The organism is Candidimonas humi (assembly GCF_019166065.1).
GTDB classification, from domain to species: Bacteria; Pseudomonadota; Gammaproteobacteria; order Burkholderiales; family Burkholderiaceae_B; genus Candidimonas; species Candidimonas humi.
In genome coordinates this window covers 39,482-53,092 of the sequence record NZ_JAHTBN010000014.1, presented here as the reverse complement: position 1 = coordinate 53,092, position 13,611 = coordinate 39,482, and the positions used below count along the sequence as shown (strand labels likewise).

At 66.4% G+C, this 13,611-nt stretch carries 11 protein-coding genes; 6 read left to right on the top strand and 5 right to left on the bottom strand.

Translation table 11 applies throughout. The annotated features are described in order from the left end of the window. The first annotated feature begins 14 nt into the window (after positions 1–14). Genes alaC through thrC form a run of 3 tightly spaced genes read left to right on the top strand, consistent with a single transcriptional unit; the run spans position 15 to position 3,909 of the window. Positions 15–1,202, top strand: a complete 1,188-nt coding sequence (gene alaC / locus KVP10_RS19685; protein ID WP_217966456.1) for an alanine transaminase — start codon at positions 15–17, stop codon at positions 1,200–1,202. Continuing rightward, on the top strand, positions 1,199–2,503 hold the full coding sequence (locus KVP10_RS19680) for a homoserine dehydrogenase (protein ID WP_217966455.1): 1,305 nt from the start codon (positions 1,199–1,201) through the stop codon (positions 2,501–2,503). The genes alaC and KVP10_RS19680 overlap by 4 nt, the downstream gene beginning before the upstream one ends. Further along, on the top strand, positions 2,500–3,909 hold the full coding sequence (gene thrC / locus KVP10_RS19675) for a threonine synthase (protein ID WP_217966454.1): 1,410 nt from the start codon (positions 2,500–2,502) through the stop codon (positions 3,907–3,909). Before KVP10_RS19680 ends, thrC begins: the two co-directional genes overlap by 4 nt. Positions 3,910–3,986: 77 nt before the next feature. On the opposite strand, the gene KVP10_RS19670 is transcribed toward thrC, so the two are convergent. Beyond that, positions 3,987–4,412 (bottom strand): Lrp/AsnC family transcriptional regulator, encoded by a 426-nt coding sequence (locus tag KVP10_RS19670; protein ID WP_217966453.1) that lies wholly within the window; start codon positions 4,410–4,412, stop codon positions 3,987–3,989. 239 nt (positions 4,413–4,651) lie between these two features. Here KVP10_RS19670 and KVP10_RS19665 point away from each other — a divergent pair, with 239 nt between their 5' ends. The 3 genes from KVP10_RS19665 to fusA are packed head-to-tail and all read left to right on the top strand — an operon-like array spanning position 4,652 to position 8,830. Continuing rightward, on the top strand, positions 4,652–5,743 hold the full coding sequence (locus tag KVP10_RS19665; RefSeq protein ID WP_217966452.1) for an ornithine cyclodeaminase: 1,092 nt from the start codon (positions 4,652–4,654) through the stop codon (positions 5,741–5,743). Continuing rightward, positions 5,740–6,675: an arginase gene (gene rocF, locus KVP10_RS19660; RefSeq protein ID WP_217966451.1), complete on the top strand. Its 936-nt coding sequence runs from the start codon at positions 5,740–5,742 to the stop codon at positions 6,673–6,675. Before KVP10_RS19665 ends, rocF begins: the two co-directional genes overlap by 4 nt. A gap of 34 nt (positions 6,676–6,709) precedes the next feature. Continuing rightward, positions 6,710–8,830: an elongation factor G gene (gene fusA, locus KVP10_RS19655; protein ID WP_217966450.1), complete on the top strand. Its 2,121-nt coding sequence runs from the start codon at positions 6,710–6,712 to the stop codon at positions 8,828–8,830. A 110-nt stretch (positions 8,831–8,940) separates the two neighbouring features. Here the strand turns inward: fusA and pcaCD are convergent, their stop codons facing one another. The 4 genes from pcaCD to KVP10_RS19635 form a co-directional block, all read right to left on the bottom strand. Continuing rightward, positions 8,941–10,206 (bottom strand): bifunctional 4-carboxymuconolactone decarboxylase/3-oxoadipate enol-lactonase PcaCD, encoded by a 1,266-nt coding sequence (gene pcaCD, locus KVP10_RS19650; protein WP_217966449.1) that lies wholly within the window; start codon positions 10,204–10,206, stop codon positions 8,941–8,943. 221 nt (positions 10,207–10,427) lie between these two features. Then, on the bottom strand, positions 10,428–11,360 hold the full coding sequence (locus KVP10_RS19645; RefSeq protein WP_217966448.1) for a DMT family transporter: 933 nt from the start codon (positions 11,358–11,360) through the stop codon (positions 10,428–10,430). Beyond that, positions 11,338–11,820 carry an OsmC family protein gene (locus KVP10_RS19640; protein ID WP_217966447.1) on the bottom strand — a complete coding sequence of 161 codons (483 nt, stop codon included), beginning with the start codon at positions 11,818–11,820 and terminating at the stop codon, positions 11,338–11,340. Before KVP10_RS19640 ends, KVP10_RS19645 begins: the two co-directional genes overlap by 23 nt. 149 nt (positions 11,821–11,969) lie before the next feature. Beyond that, positions 11,970–13,610 (bottom strand): acyl-CoA synthetase, encoded by a 1,641-nt coding sequence (locus KVP10_RS19635; protein ID WP_217966446.1) that lies wholly within the window; start codon positions 13,608–13,610, stop codon positions 11,970–11,972. Position 13,611: the final 1 nt, after the last annotated feature.

Here is a 13,611-nt window from a genome sequence, read left to right as displayed (position 1 = left end):
CCCTAGGACCCTTCATGACGAACTTTCCTCGTATCGAGCGTTTACCGCCCTATGTTTTCAATATTACCGGCGAGCTGAAAATGGCGGCGCGGCGGCGCGGCGAGGACATCATCGATATGTCGATGGGCAATCCGGACGGCCCCACGCCCCAGCACATCGTCGACAAGCTGGTCGAGGCGGCCAGGCGGCCCGACACGCACGGCTATTCGGTTTCCAAGGGCATCCCGCGGCTGCGCAAGGCGATCTCGGGCTGGTACGAGCGCCGCTACGGCGTGCAGTTCGATCCCGATTCCGAGGCCATCGTCACCATAGGCTCGAAAGAAGGGCTGGCGCACTTGATGCTGGCGACGCTGGATCGCGGCGACACGGTGCTGGTGCCCAATCCCAGCTATCCGATACACATCTACGGCGCGGTCATCGCCGGCGCCAACATCCGCTCGGTGCCCATGACGCCGGGGCTCGATTTCTTCGAGGAAATCGAGCGCGCGGTGCGGGAAAGCATACCCAAGCCCAAGATGATGATCCTGGGCTTTCCCAGCAATCCCACGGCGCAGTGCGTGGACCTGTCCTTCTTCGAGCGCATCGTGGCGCTGGCGCGCGAGCACGGCATCCTGGTGGTGCACGACCTCGCTTACGCGGACATCACCTTCGATGGCTATGTGGCCCCGTCCATCATGCAGGTCGAGGGCGCGCGCGACGTGGCGGTGGAATTCTTCACCATGAGCAAGAGCTACAACATGGCCGGCTGGCGCGTGGGCTTCATGGTGGGCAATCGCGAGCTGGTCAATGCGCTGGCGCGCATCAAGAGCTATCACGACTACGGCACTTTCACGCCTATACAAGTGGCCTCGATCGCCGCCCTGGAAGGCCCGCAGGACTGTGTGGCGCACGTGGTCGAGCAATATCGCAACCGGCGCGACGTGCTGGCCAAGGGCCTGCACGAGGCGGGTTGGGAAGTCGACATTCCCAAGGCTTCCATGTATATCTGGGCGCGCATCCCCGAGTTCTACCAGGGCCTGGGCTCGCTGGAATTCTCCAAGCGCGTGCTGGCCGATGCCAAGGTGGCGGTGTCGCCCGGCATAGGCTTCGGCGACTACGGCGACGGCTACGTACGCTTCGCCCTTATCGAGAACGAGCAGCGCACGCGCCAGGCGGTCCGCGGCATCAAAGAAATGTTTCGCAAGGACGGCCTGAGCAAATGAAGCCCATCAAGGTAGGCCTGCTCGGGCTGGGCGTGGTGGGCGGCGGCACCTGGAAGGTGCTGACGGCCAATGCCGAGGAAATCGCGCGCCGCGCCGGGCGGCGCATCGAGGTCGCGGCCGCGGCCGTGCGCGACCTGGACAAGGCCCGCCATCTGGTGGGCGACGAAGTGCGGCTGACGCGCGACGGCATGGACGTGGTGCGCGACCCCGAGATCGACATCGTGGCCGAGCTCATAGGCGGCGACACCGTGGCGCGCGAATGGGTGCTGGAAGCCATCCGCCAGGGCAAGCACGTGGTCACCGCCAACAAGGCGCTGCTGGCCAAGCACGGCAACGAGATCTTCGCCGAGGCCCATCGCCGCGGCGTGATGGTCGCCTTCGAGGCCGCGGTGGCCGGCGGCATTCCCATCATCAAGGCGATGCGCGAGGGCCTGACCGCCAACCGCATCCAGTGGCTGGCCGGCATCATCAACGGCACCACCAATTTCATTCTTTCCGAAATGCGCGCGCGCGGCCTGTCGTTCGGCGAAGCGCTGGCCGACGCGCAGCGCCTGGGCTATGCCGAGGCCGACCCCACCTTCGACATCGAAGGGGTGGACGCCGCCCACAAGCTGACGCTGCTGGCCTCGCTGGCCTTCGGCATCCCCGTGCAGTTCGACAAGGCCCACGTGGAAGGCATTTCCGGCCTGGCGCAAGAAGACATTGCGCATGCCGAACGCCTGGGCTACCGCATCAAGCTGCTGGGCATCACCAAGCGCCGCCCCGAGGGCATAGAACTGCGGGTGCACCCCACGCTGATTCCGGCCGAGCGGCTGCTGGCCAATGTGGAAGGCGCCATGAATGCCGTGGTGGTCTGCGGCGACATGGTCGGCGCCACGCTGTACTACGGGCAGGGCGCGGGCGCGCTGCCCACCGCCTCGGCGGTGGTGGCCGACCTGGTGGATGTCACGCGCCTGCAGGCGGCCGATCCCGAGCACCGCGTGCCGCACCTGGCGTTCCAGCCCGAATCCATGGCCGATACGCCCATCCTGCCCATGTCCGAGGTCGAATCGTCCTACTACTTGCGCCTGCGTGTGCACGACCAGCCGGGGGTGCTGGCGGACCTGGCGCGCATCCTGGCCGACGGCGGCATTTCCATCGATTCCATGTTCCAGGAACCGCACGGCGAACACGACGCCGACATCATCTTCTTGTCGCATATGGCGCGCGAAGGCGCGGTCGACAAGGCGATCGTGCGGGTGCAGGCCCTGCCTTTCGTGAAGTCGCCCGTTACGCGCTTGCGCGTGGAGCCCTTGTCATGAAATACGTATCCACCCGCGGCGGCATGCCGTCGCAAGCTTTTTCCGAGATCCTGCTCGAAGGCCTGGCGCCCGACGGCGGCCTGACGGTCCCCGAATTCCTGCCCAAGATCAGCGCCGACACGCTGGAATCCTGGCGCGGCCTGAGCTATGCCATGCTGGCCACCGAGGTGCTCGGGTATTTCATTACCGATATCTCCAAGGGCGATCTCAACAAGCTCACGCACGCCGCATATTCCCGCGATGTCTTCGGCGCCGAAGACATCGTGCCGCTCAAGCCGCTCTCCGGCGGCCTGACGCTGCTCGGCCTGTCCGAAGGGCCGACGCTGGCGTTCAAGGACATGGCCATGCAGTTCCTGGGCCAGATCTTCGAATACGTGCTGGGCAAGCGGCGTACTTCCATCACCATCCTGGGGGCCACCTCGGGCGATACCGGCTCGGCCGCCGAATACGCCTTGCGCGGCAAGCGCGGCGTCTCGGTGTTCATGCTGTCGCCCTATGGCCGCATGAGCGACTTCCAGCGCGCCCAGATGTACACCCTGCAGGACGACAACATCCACAACCTGGCCATCCGTGGCGTGTTCGACGAATGCCAGGACATCGTCAAGGCGCTGTCCTCCGACCTGCAGTTCAAGTCGGCCCATCGCGTGGGCGCAGTCAATTCCATCAACTGGGCGCGCATCGCGGCGCAAGTGGTGTACTACTTCTGGGGCTGGCTGCGCAGCACTCGCAAGGCCGGCGAGGCGGTCTCGTTTGCCGTGCCCTCGGGCAACTTCGGCAATATCCTGTCGGGGCACATCGCGCGCGAGATGGGCCTGCCCATCCGCCGGCTGGTGCTGGCCACCAACGAGAACAATGTGCTCGAAGAATTCTTCCGCACCGGCGTGTACCGCCCGCGTTCGGCCGAACAGACGCACGCTACCTCGAGCCCGTCCATGGATATTTCGCGCGCCTCGAACTTCGAGCGCTTCGTCTACGACCTGGTGGGGCGCGACCCGGCGCGCGTGCGCGAGCTGTGGCAGCAACTTGCCGACAAGGGCGAGTTCGACCTGAGCGCCTTGCGTGGTTCCTTCGAGCAGCGCTACGGCTTCCTCAGCGGTGTCAGCACGCACGCCGATCGCCTGCAGACCATACGCGATGTCCATCGCGACAGCGGCGTGCTGATCGACCCGCACACCGCCGATGGCGTCAAGGTGGCGGCCGCGCACGTCGAGCCCGGCATCCCCATGCTGGTGCTGGAAACTGCGCTGCCGGCCAAGTTCGGCTCCACCATCGAAGAGGCCATCGGCGAGCCCGCGCCCATCCCTGAAAAACTGCGCGGCCTGGCCGATCTGCCCCAGCGCGTCGAGGTCATGGACTGTGACGCGGCGCTGGTGCGCGCATACATCGAGAGCCACGCGGCGGCATAAGCGCTGCGGCGCGGGCGGCCACGCTGCCCGCGGTCGCCTGCCGGGCTTGGGCCGGGCTCAGGCTGGGCTGTGGCCTGTCAGGAAAACCGGTAGGTCTTCAGGTGCAGGCTGGTCTCGCTGCTGCTGATGCCGCGTATCAGGCGGATGCGTTCGAGCACTTCGGACATTTCCGCCAGGTTCGCGGCGCGCAGTTCGGCCAGCAGGTCCCAGCGGCCGTTGGTGTCGTGCAGGGCCGCCACCCCGGGCTCGCCCAGCAGGCTGGCGATGACGATCCGGGTTTCATTGCCTTCTACCGCAATGCCCATCCAGGCGCGGATATCCTGCGGCTCGGCGTCGGGGCGCAGGCGCAGCGTATAGCCCGCGATCACCCCGGCGTCTTCGAGCTTGGCGATGCGGTTGTTGACCGTACCGCGCGATACCCCTAGTTTCTTTGCCAGAGTGGCTACGCTGCTGCGCGCGTTATTGCGCAGCAGCGATATCAATGCCTGGTCTGTGGCGTCCATGTTCGGTACTCGGCTGTAAGCGCGATGGCTTGATTGAAAATCGAAATGGGAAGCCGGGAGCGGGGCATTCCGCGAGCCCGGCCACGAAGATCGAGCTCCGTATTGTCATTTTGTCATTATCCTATGACGATAATGATAATTTAATGCCATATTCTGCACAATAGTGACGATTTACATTGCCACGCGGCGGATCCAAACTGAGCGGGAATCAAGAATTTTCGCTACTCAAGGAGACCGCCATGAAGCAGACCCCATCGAATTCCCCCCTGCAAACCTTGTTCCTGGACACCGGCGACGTTGCCGCCATCGTGCGCCTCAAGGGCCTGGAATTCTGCTTCAAGGGCCTGGAGGCGGCGCTGCGCGCCGATTTCCTGCGCTGGAACGAGTTCGACAAGTCGGCGCGCGTCGCCAGGTACGGCCGGCAAGGCGTCATCGAGCTGATGCCGATCGCCGATGCCTCGACCTATAGTTTCAAGTACGTCAACGGCCATCCCGGCAACACGCGCCTGGGCCTGCCCACCGTCAGCGCCTGCGGCGTGCTGGCGCCGATGCGTACCGGCGTGCCCGAGCTGCTGAGCGAACTGACGCTGACTACCGCCTTGCGCACCGCCGCGACCTCGGCCATGGCGGCGCGCTTCCTGGCGCGCCCCGATTCGCGCGTCATGGCGCTGATAGGCAATGGCGCGCAGTCCGAATTCCAGGCCCTGGCTTTCCGCCATTTGCTGGGCGTGCGCGAGCTGCGCCTGTACGACGTCGACCCGGCCGCCACTGCCAAGCTGCAGCGCAATCTGGCGGGCAGCGGCCTGCGCTTGCGGGCTTGCGGTTCGGTGCGCGAGGCGGTAAGCGGCGCGGATATCGTCACCACCATCACTGCCTACAATGGCCACGCCCAGGTGTTGCTGGCGGACATGCTCGAGCCGGGCATGCACGTCAACGCGGTGGGCGGCGACAGCCCGGGCAAGACCGAACTCGAGCCCGCCGCCTTGCGCCGCGGCCCGGTGTTCGTGGAATTCGAGCCGCAGACGCGAGCCGAGGGCGAGCTGCAGCAACTGTCGCCGGAGTTTCCGGTCACCGAGTTGTGGACCGTACTTGCGGGCCTGCAGCCGGGCCGCGCCGATGCGCGCCAGATCACGCTGTTCGATTCCGTGGGATTTGCGTTGGAAGACTATTCCGCATTACGCTTTATGCGCGATCTGGCGCGCGAGCTGGGCGTAGGCCGCCCGGTACGCTTGGTGCCGGACATGGGCGATCCCAAGGACCTGTACTCCTGCCTGGCCATGCCGGCGTCCGTGCAGCCGGTCGAAGCACCCCTGGAGGAATTGTTGGAATGAGCAGCGACCCGCCCCGGATCAGCCTGATCGGCGCGCCTACCGACGTGGGCGCCAGTTGCCGCGGAGCCAGCATGGGCCCCGAGGCGCTGCGCGTGGCCGGGCTGGCGCAGGCCTTGCAACGCCTGGGGGCGGAGGTCGTCGATTGCGGCAATGTGGGCGGGCCGGCCAATCCGTGCCTGCCGCCCGTGCGCGGGTTCCGCCACTTGGCCGAGGTCGCGCAGTGGGCCAGGCTGGTGCACGCCGCCACTTATGAACAACTGGCGGCCGGCAGGCTGCCGCTGCTGCTGGGCGGCGACCACAGCATGAGCATAGGCTCCATCAGCGCCGTGGCGCGCCACTGCCGCGCAAATGGCCGGCCGCTCAGGGTGCTGTGGCTCGATGCCCATGCCGACTTCAACACCGCGCAGCTCACGCCCAGCGGCAATATCCACGGCATGCCGGTGGCCTGCCTGTGCGGCTACGGCCCGGCCGAACTCACCGAGCTGGGCACGGCGGCGCCGGTGCTCGAACCTTCGCAGGTCCGACAGATCGGCATACGCAGCGTCGACGAAGGCGAGAAGCGCTTCGTGCACGACGTGGGCATCGAAGTCTTCGACATGCGCACCATAGACGAAGTCGGCATGCGCCAAGTCATGGAACTGGCCCTGGGCGGCCTGAATCCGGACACGCATCTGCACGTCAGTTTCGATGTGGATTTTCTCGACCCGGACATCGCGCCGGGCGTGGGCACGCCGGTGCGTGGCGGCCCCAGCTATCGCGAGGCGCAGTTGTGCATGGAAATGCTGTTCGATTCCGGCCGGCTCGGCTCGCTCGACGTGGTGGAACTGAACCCGGCCCTGGACGTGCGCAACGAAACCGCGCGCCTGGCCGTCAGCCTGCTGGAAAGCCTGTTCGGCAAGACCACCCTGATGCGCAAGTCCTCGGAACGGTGAACCCGTTCCTATCTCATCTCACAAGGAAAATATCGTGAGCCGCAAGACCCCTATAGAACGCTATCGCAATATCGGTATCAGCGCCCATATCGACGCGGGCAAGACCACGACCACCGAGCGCATTCTTTTTTATTCGGGGGTCAGCCACAAGATGGGAGAAGTCCACGAGGGCATGGCCACCATGGACTGGATGGAGCAAGAGCAGGAACGCGGCATCACCATCACCTCGGCGGCCACCACTTGCTTCTGGAAGGGCATGGCCGGCAATTATCCCGAACACCGTATCAACATTATAGATACACCGGGGCACGTGGACTTCACCATAGAAGTCGAACGTTCCATGCGCGTGCTGGACGGCGCCTGCATGGTGTACGACGCGGTCGGCGGCGTGCAGCCGCAATCCGAGACCGTCTGGCGCCAGGCCAATAAATACAATGTGCCGCGCCTGGCCTTCGTCAACAAGATGGACCGCGTCGGCGCCGATTTCTTCCGGGTGCAGCGCCAGATCCGCGAGCGCCTCAAGGGCAATCCGGTGCTGGTGCAGATCCCGCTGGGCGCCGAGGACAATTTCCACGGCGTGGTCGACCTGGTCCGCATGAAGGCCATCGTCTGGGACGACGCCACGCAGGGCGTCAAGTTCGATTACATCGAGATTCCGGAATCGCTGCGCGAATCGGCGCAGCAGCACCGCGCGGCAATGCTCGAGGCGGCCGCCGAGGCCGACGAATCCTACTTGCAGCAATACCTGGACGGCATCGAGCTGAGCGAAGACGAGATCCGCAGCGCCTTGCGCCGCCGCACCATAGCCGGCGAGATCGTGCCCATGCTGTGCGGCAGTGCTTTCAAGAACCGTGGCGTGCAGGCGCTGCTGGATGCGGTCATCGATTACTTGCCCGCGCCCACCGACATCCCGCCGGTGCAGGGCCATGATGCGCACGACAATCCGGTCGAGCGCCGCGCCAGCGACGACGAGTATTTTTCCGGGCTGGCCTTCAAGATCATGAGCGACCCTTTCGTGGGCCACTTGACCTTCTTCCGTGTGTATTCGGGCGTCATGCGCTCGGGCGACTCGGTCTACAACCCGGTCGAGGACAAGAAAGAGCGCGTGGGGCGGCTGCTGCAGATGCATGCCAACCATCGCAACGAAATCACCGAGGTCTACGCGGGCGACATTGCCGCGGCGGTGGGCCTGAAAGACGTCACTACCGGCGAGACGCTATGCGATCCGCTGCATGTCATTACCCTGGAACGCATGGTGTTCCCCGAACCGGTGATTTCGCAGGCGGTAGAGCCGCGCACCAAGGCCGACCAGGAAAAAATGTCCATCGCCCTGTCGCGCCTGGCCGAGGAGGATCCGTCCTTCCGCGTGCACACCGACGAGGAATCCGGCCAGACCATTATTTCCGGCATGGGCGAGCTGCACCTCGAGGTGCTGGTCGAGCGCATGCGGCGCGAGTTCGGCGTCGAGGCCACTGTGGGCAAGCCGCAGGTCGCTTACCGCGAGACCGTGCGCAAGGTTTGCGAATCCAGCGAAGGCAAGTTCATCAAGCAGTCGGGCGGGCGTGGCCAATACGGCCACGTGGTGCTGAAGATCGAGCCGCAGCCGGCGGGCAAGGGCTTCGAGTTCGTCGATGCCATCAAGGGCGGCGTGGTGCCGCGCGAATTCATTCCGGCGGTGGAAAAGGGCGTGGTCGAGGCGCTGAACACCGGCATCATTGCAGGTTACCCGGTAGTCGACGTCAAGGCGACGCTGATCTTCGGCTCTTACCACGATGTCGATTCCAACGAGAACGCCTACCGCATCGCCGCGGCCATGGCGTTTCGCGACGGCTGCCGCAAGGCCAGCCCGGTGCTGCTCGAGCCCATGATGGCGGTGGAAGTCGAGACGCCCGAGGAAAAAATGGGCGACGTCATCGGCGACCTGTCGTCGCGCCGCGGCATGATCCAGGGCATGGAAGACATCCCGGGCGGCGCCGGCAAGGCGGTGCACGCCGAGGTGCCGCTGGCCGAGATGTTCGGCTATTCCACGGCGCTGCGCTCGCTGACCCAGGGGCGCGCGACCTACACCATGGAGTTCCGCCATTATTCCGAGGCGCCTGCTGCGGTGGCCGAGGCGGTGATCCGCTCGCGCAGCCCGCAGGCCGCGCGCGGCTGAGGCCCGATCGCCGCCTGCTTGGGCGGCTCTCTGATCTATGTTGCGGCTGGACCTCGAAAGGGCCGCGTCCGCGCTGCCGGCCGGCCCGGGCCAGGCGGCAGCGGCGTGCGTCACTCGCGGCGCAAGCCGGCCAGGAATTCCTCGACCTCGGCCGCGAAGGCCTCGGGCTGCTCGGCCACGGCCAGGTGCGAGGCCTCGGCTATGACGGCCAGCCGTGCATTGGGTATGGCTTGCGCCATGGTTTCGGACATGGCCACCGGTGCGCCCTGGTCCAGTTCCCCGGCGATCACCAGGGTCGGGGCATGGATGCCCGGCAGGCGCGAGGTAGTGTCCACCGTGCCCACGGCATGGCAGCAGCCCAGGTAGCCCGTGCGGTCCGTGCTCACCAGGCGGCGGCGGAAAGCCGCCACCGTGCCCGCATGCGATTGGCGGAAGCCCGCATGGAAGTAGCGTTCCATCACGGCGTCGGCGATGGCTTCTATGCCGTGGGCGCGCACGGTTTCGATGCGTTCGCGCCAGGCGGCGCGCGCCGCCTCGGGATAGCCCGAGGTGGAGTTAGCGATCACCAGTGCCGACACCAGGTCGGGATGGCGCAGCGCAAGTTCCTGGCCGACCATGCCGCCCATGGACAGCCCGATCCAGGTCACCGGCCCGGTCTGCAGCTCGCGCAGCATCCCTGCGGCGTCCTCGGCCAGCTCGGCCATGGTGTACAGGCCTTCGGGCGCGTCCGAGCCGCCGTGGCCGCGGTGGTCGTAGCTCAGCACGGTGTAGTCGGCCGAGAGCCGGTTGGCGAGGAAATCCCACATGTCCAGGTCGCAGCCCAGCGCATGGCTGAGCACGACCACGCCCCGCGAGTCGGCGCGGCGCGGCGCGCGCAGGCTGTAGTGCAATGACGGCCGGGCACGGGTCGCGCCGATGCGGCCGACCCCGGGGTGGTCGACTTGCAGCGGGGATGCGGGCGCGAGCTCGTAGCCCAGCGCCGGGCCGAGTTCGCGCAGGATCTTCTGCGCCAGGGCGAAGGCCGTGTTGGCCGCCGGCACGCCGGCATAGACGCCGATCTGCATCAGCACTTCTTTCAGCTCGTCGGGCGTGAGGCCGGTCTCGCCGCTTTGCAGGCCGGCGCGCACGTGCAGTTCGAATTCTTCCCAGCGGCCCATGGACGCGGTGATGGCCAGCACGATGCAGCGCCGCGTCTGGGCCGGCAGCCCGGGCCGGCTCCAGATCTCGTGCCAGGCAAAGCGCGTGATGAGATTCTGGAATTCGGCGTTGAAGTCGGTGGCATTGGAGATCGACCGTTCGACCCAGGCCTCGCCCAGGATTTCGCGGCGGTTGCGCAGGCCGCGCTCGAGGTCGTGATCGATAGGGTCGTGGCTCATGTCGGTGCTCGTCGGATGCAGGATCGGCTTGCGGCGAGCACGCATGGCTGGGCGTGAGCCGGCCGCAAATGGAAAAAGGGAAATGAGGTCGATTGTGCCATATGGCACAGCCGCCGCGCTGCGGTGTGTCCGCGCAGTGTTCGCATCCGGCCGCCGCCGCATGTCGGCCGCGACGTGCCGGCCTCGGCCGCTCAAATCCGTGAATCAAAACACCGGGCGTCTCAGGCCGCCTTGCCGCGCCCCGGCAGGGTGGTCAGCAGCAGGCCGGCCAGCGCGATGGCGAAGGCCAGCAGTTGCGTGGCCGACAGGGGCTCGCCCAGCACCAGGATGCCGACCAGGGCGGCGCTGATGGGCAGCATTACGGTGAATACGCCGGCCTGTGAGGCGGGCACGGATTTCAGGCCGGTCATCCACAGCCATACCGTCCAGACGCTGGCGGCCAGGCCATAGAACAAGAGCAGCAGCCAGATGCCCGGGGTGACGGCCAGGAAGTCGAAACGGCTGGCACTATACAGTCCGAAGGGCGTCATCAGGGTGAAGCCCCACAGATTGATGACCGCGCTGATGCGCTTGGGCCCGAGTACTGCCGTCAGCCGCTTGCCGATCACCGCATAAGAGGCCTCGCACAGCACGGCGCCGAAGAGCAGCAGATCGCCCAGCAGGACATTGCCGGTCGTCGCGCCCGCCGCCGCGGCCGTGCCGTCGGCGCCGCCGCGGGTCAGCGCCAACAGGCCTATGCCCAGCACGCCGCAGGCCACGGCTGCCCGGGTGCGCGGGCTTATGCGTTCCTTCAGGAACAGCCAGCTCATCAGCGCCACCGTGGCCGGGATCGCCGACATGATGACGCCGGCCGACACCGCCGAGCTCAGGCTTACCCCGTACACCATGCAGAGCGTGAACAGGAAGTTGCCCAGGAACGATTCGAGGAATATGAGCGTGCGGGTGTGCGTCGACAGCGGCGCCTCGGTGGCCGGCTTGCGCAGCCAGCGCAGCATGGCGACCGCGCCTATGCCGAAGCGCAGCCAGGCCAGCAGGAACACGGGCATGGCGGCGGCCAGCGGGCGCGACAGCGCCACATAGCTGCCCACCAGGGACATGCTCAGCGCCAGGCAGCCATAGGCCGCCGCGCGGCTACGCAGCGATGTCGTCGCCATGCACCGGCACGCAGGCCACCTCCGTCCTGACGGAATTGGCGATGAAGCATTCTTCGTGGGCAAGATGGTGCATGGCGTCGATTTCCTCGCGCCGCGGCAGGCGCGGCCCCGAGAACATGACCTCGGGCCGGAGAGTGGCGCGCGACAGGTACAGTTTGCCGCGCTCGTTCTTTTCCATGACGGCCGCGGGATGATCGACGTAACGGTCGACGCGGAAGCCGCGCTGCGCCGCGATGCCCAGGAACCACAGCATGTGGCAGCTTGCAAGCGAGGCGACCAGCATTTCTTCGGGATCGACGGCGGCCGCGTCGGAATAGGGCAGCGGCACCGACAGCGGCGAAGACGAAGCCTGGACTTCGGCGCCGCCGTCGAAGCGCAGCAGGTGGCGGCGCTTGTAGCGCTTGTCGAGGAAATCCTGGCCGTCGCGCGTCCAGATCAGTTCGGCGGTGTACTCGTGCATGCGGGCCTCGCGTCCTTGCGCACTGCTGGGGCCCACATTATAAAAGCGGCGGGGCGTCCAGGCCGCCGGCGGATGCGGACAGCGGCTCGTACGCACGAGGCCGGGCCGGGCATGGCTGGCCGGTGCCATGCCATTCTTTCGGAGCCACCCTAAACGTCGATCGCCGCCGTGGACGCCGCGCGCTTGCGCAGCTCGAACTTCTGGATCTTGCCGGTGGAGGTCTTGGGCAATTCGCCGAAGACGAACTGGCGCGGCACTTTGAAGCCGCTCAAGTGCTTGCGGCAATGGGCTTCGAGTTCCTGCGCGGTGGCCGCGGCGCCTGCCTTCAGCTCGACGAAGGCGCAGGGCGTCTCGCCCCATTTCGGATCGGGCCGGGCCACCACTGCCGCGGCGAGCACCGCGGGATGGCGGTACAGGACGTCCTCGAGCTCGATGCTGGAGATGTTCTCGCCCCCCGAGATGATGATGTCTTTGCTGCGGTCCTTGATCTTGACGTAGCCGTCGGGATACATCACCGCTAGGTCGCCGGTGTGGAACCAGCCGCCGCGGAAGGCCTCGCGCGTGGCCTCGGGATTCTTCAGGTAGCCCTTCATGGTGATGTTGCCGCGGAACATGATCTCGCCCATGGCCTCGCCGTCGGCCGGCACGGGCTGCATGGTTTCAGGGTCGAGCACCGCGATGGCGTCCTGCAGGTGATAGCGCACGCCCTGGCGCGCATTGAGGCGGGCGCGCTCGCCTACGTCCAGCGCCGCCCACTCTTCATGCTGCGCGCATACCGAGGCCGGGCCGTAGACTTCGGTCAGGCCGTAGACGTGCGTGAGTTCGAAGCCCAGTTGCTCCATGCCCTCGATCATGGCTGCCGGCGGCGCGGCGCCCGCCACCATGGCGTGGACCTTGTGCGTGATGCCGCGCTTCATGGCCTCGGGCGCGTTGACCAGCAGGGTGTGTATGATGGGTGCGCCGCAGTAGTGGGTGACCCCGGCGCTGCGGATCAGGTCGAAGATGGCCTGGGGATCGACCTTGCGCAGGCAGACGTTGACGCCGGCGCGCGCCGCCACCGTCCAGGGAAAGCACCAGCCGTTGCAGTGGAACATGGGCAGCGTCCACAAATAGACGGCGTGCTTGGGCATGTCCCATTCGAGTATGTTGCTGATGGCGTTGGTGTAGGCGCCGCGGTGGTGGTAGACCACCCCCTTGGGATTGCCGGTGGTGCCCGAGGTGTAGTTCAGGCAGATGGCATCCCATTCGTCCGCAGGCGGCTGCCAGGCGTACTGCGGGTCGCCGCCGGCGAGCAGGGTCTCGTAGTCGAGCTCGCCGATGCGTCCTCCATCGCCGGTGTATTCGGGGTCGTCGACGTCGATCACCAGCACGGGGTGGTCGACCTTGCGCAGCGCCGTGGCGACGAGCCCGCTGAATTCGCGGTCCACCAGCAGCGCCTTGGCCTGGCCGTGATTGAGCATGAAGGCGATGGTGTCGGGGTCCAGCCGGGTGTTCAGGGTATTGAGCACCGCGCCGCTCATGGGCACGCCGAAATGCGCCTCGACCATTTCGGGGATGTTGGGCAGCATGGCAGCCACCGTGTCGCCCTTGGCAATGCCGCGCGCAAGCAGGGCGCTGGCCAGGCGGCGCGCGCGTTCGTAGGTCTGTTTCCAGTTGCGGCGCAGCGCGCCATGGACGACGGCGGTGCGCTCGGGATAGACGGCGGCGGCGCGTTCGATGAAAGTGAGGGGAGTAAGCACCGCGTAGTTGGCGGCCGTCTTGTCCAGGTCTTGTTCGTAGATATTGCCCATG

What these genes read in the sequence shown, in the direction of transcription:
- alaC (WP_217966456.1), top strand. Translation starts at nt 15, where the DNA reads ATGACGAACTTTCCTCGTATCGAGCGTTTACCGCCCTATGTTTTCAAT.
- KVP10_RS19680 (WP_217966455.1), top strand. Translation starts at nt 1,199, where the DNA reads ATGAAGCCCATCAAGGTAGGCCTGCTCGGGCTGGGCGTGGTGGGCGGC.
- thrC (WP_217966454.1), top strand. Translation starts at nt 2,500, where the DNA reads ATGAAATACGTATCCACCCGCGGCGGCATGCCGTCGCAAGCTTTTTCC.
- KVP10_RS19670 (WP_217966453.1), bottom strand. Translation starts at nt 4,412, where the DNA reads ATGGACGCCACAGACCAGGCATTGATATCGCTGCTGCGCAATAACGCG.
- KVP10_RS19665 (WP_217966452.1), top strand. Translation starts at nt 4,652, where the DNA reads ATGAAGCAGACCCCATCGAATTCCCCCCTGCAAACCTTGTTCCTGGAC.
- rocF (WP_217966451.1), top strand. Translation starts at nt 5,740, where the DNA reads ATGAGCAGCGACCCGCCCCGGATCAGCCTGATCGGCGCGCCTACCGAC.
- pcaCD (WP_217966449.1), bottom strand. Translation starts at nt 10,206, where the DNA reads ATGAGCCACGACCCTATCGATCACGACCTCGAGCGCGGCCTGCGCAAC.
- KVP10_RS19645 (WP_217966448.1), bottom strand. Translation starts at nt 11,360, where the DNA reads ATGGCGACGACATCGCTGCGTAGCCGCGCGGCGGCCTATGGCTGCCTG.
- KVP10_RS19640 (WP_217966447.1), bottom strand. Translation starts at nt 11,820, where the DNA reads ATGCACGAGTACACCGCCGAACTGATCTGGACGCGCGACGGCCAGGAT.
- KVP10_RS19635 (WP_217966446.1), bottom strand. Translation starts at nt 13,610, where the DNA reads ATGGGCAATATCTACGAACAAGACCTGGACAAGACGGCCGCCAACTAC.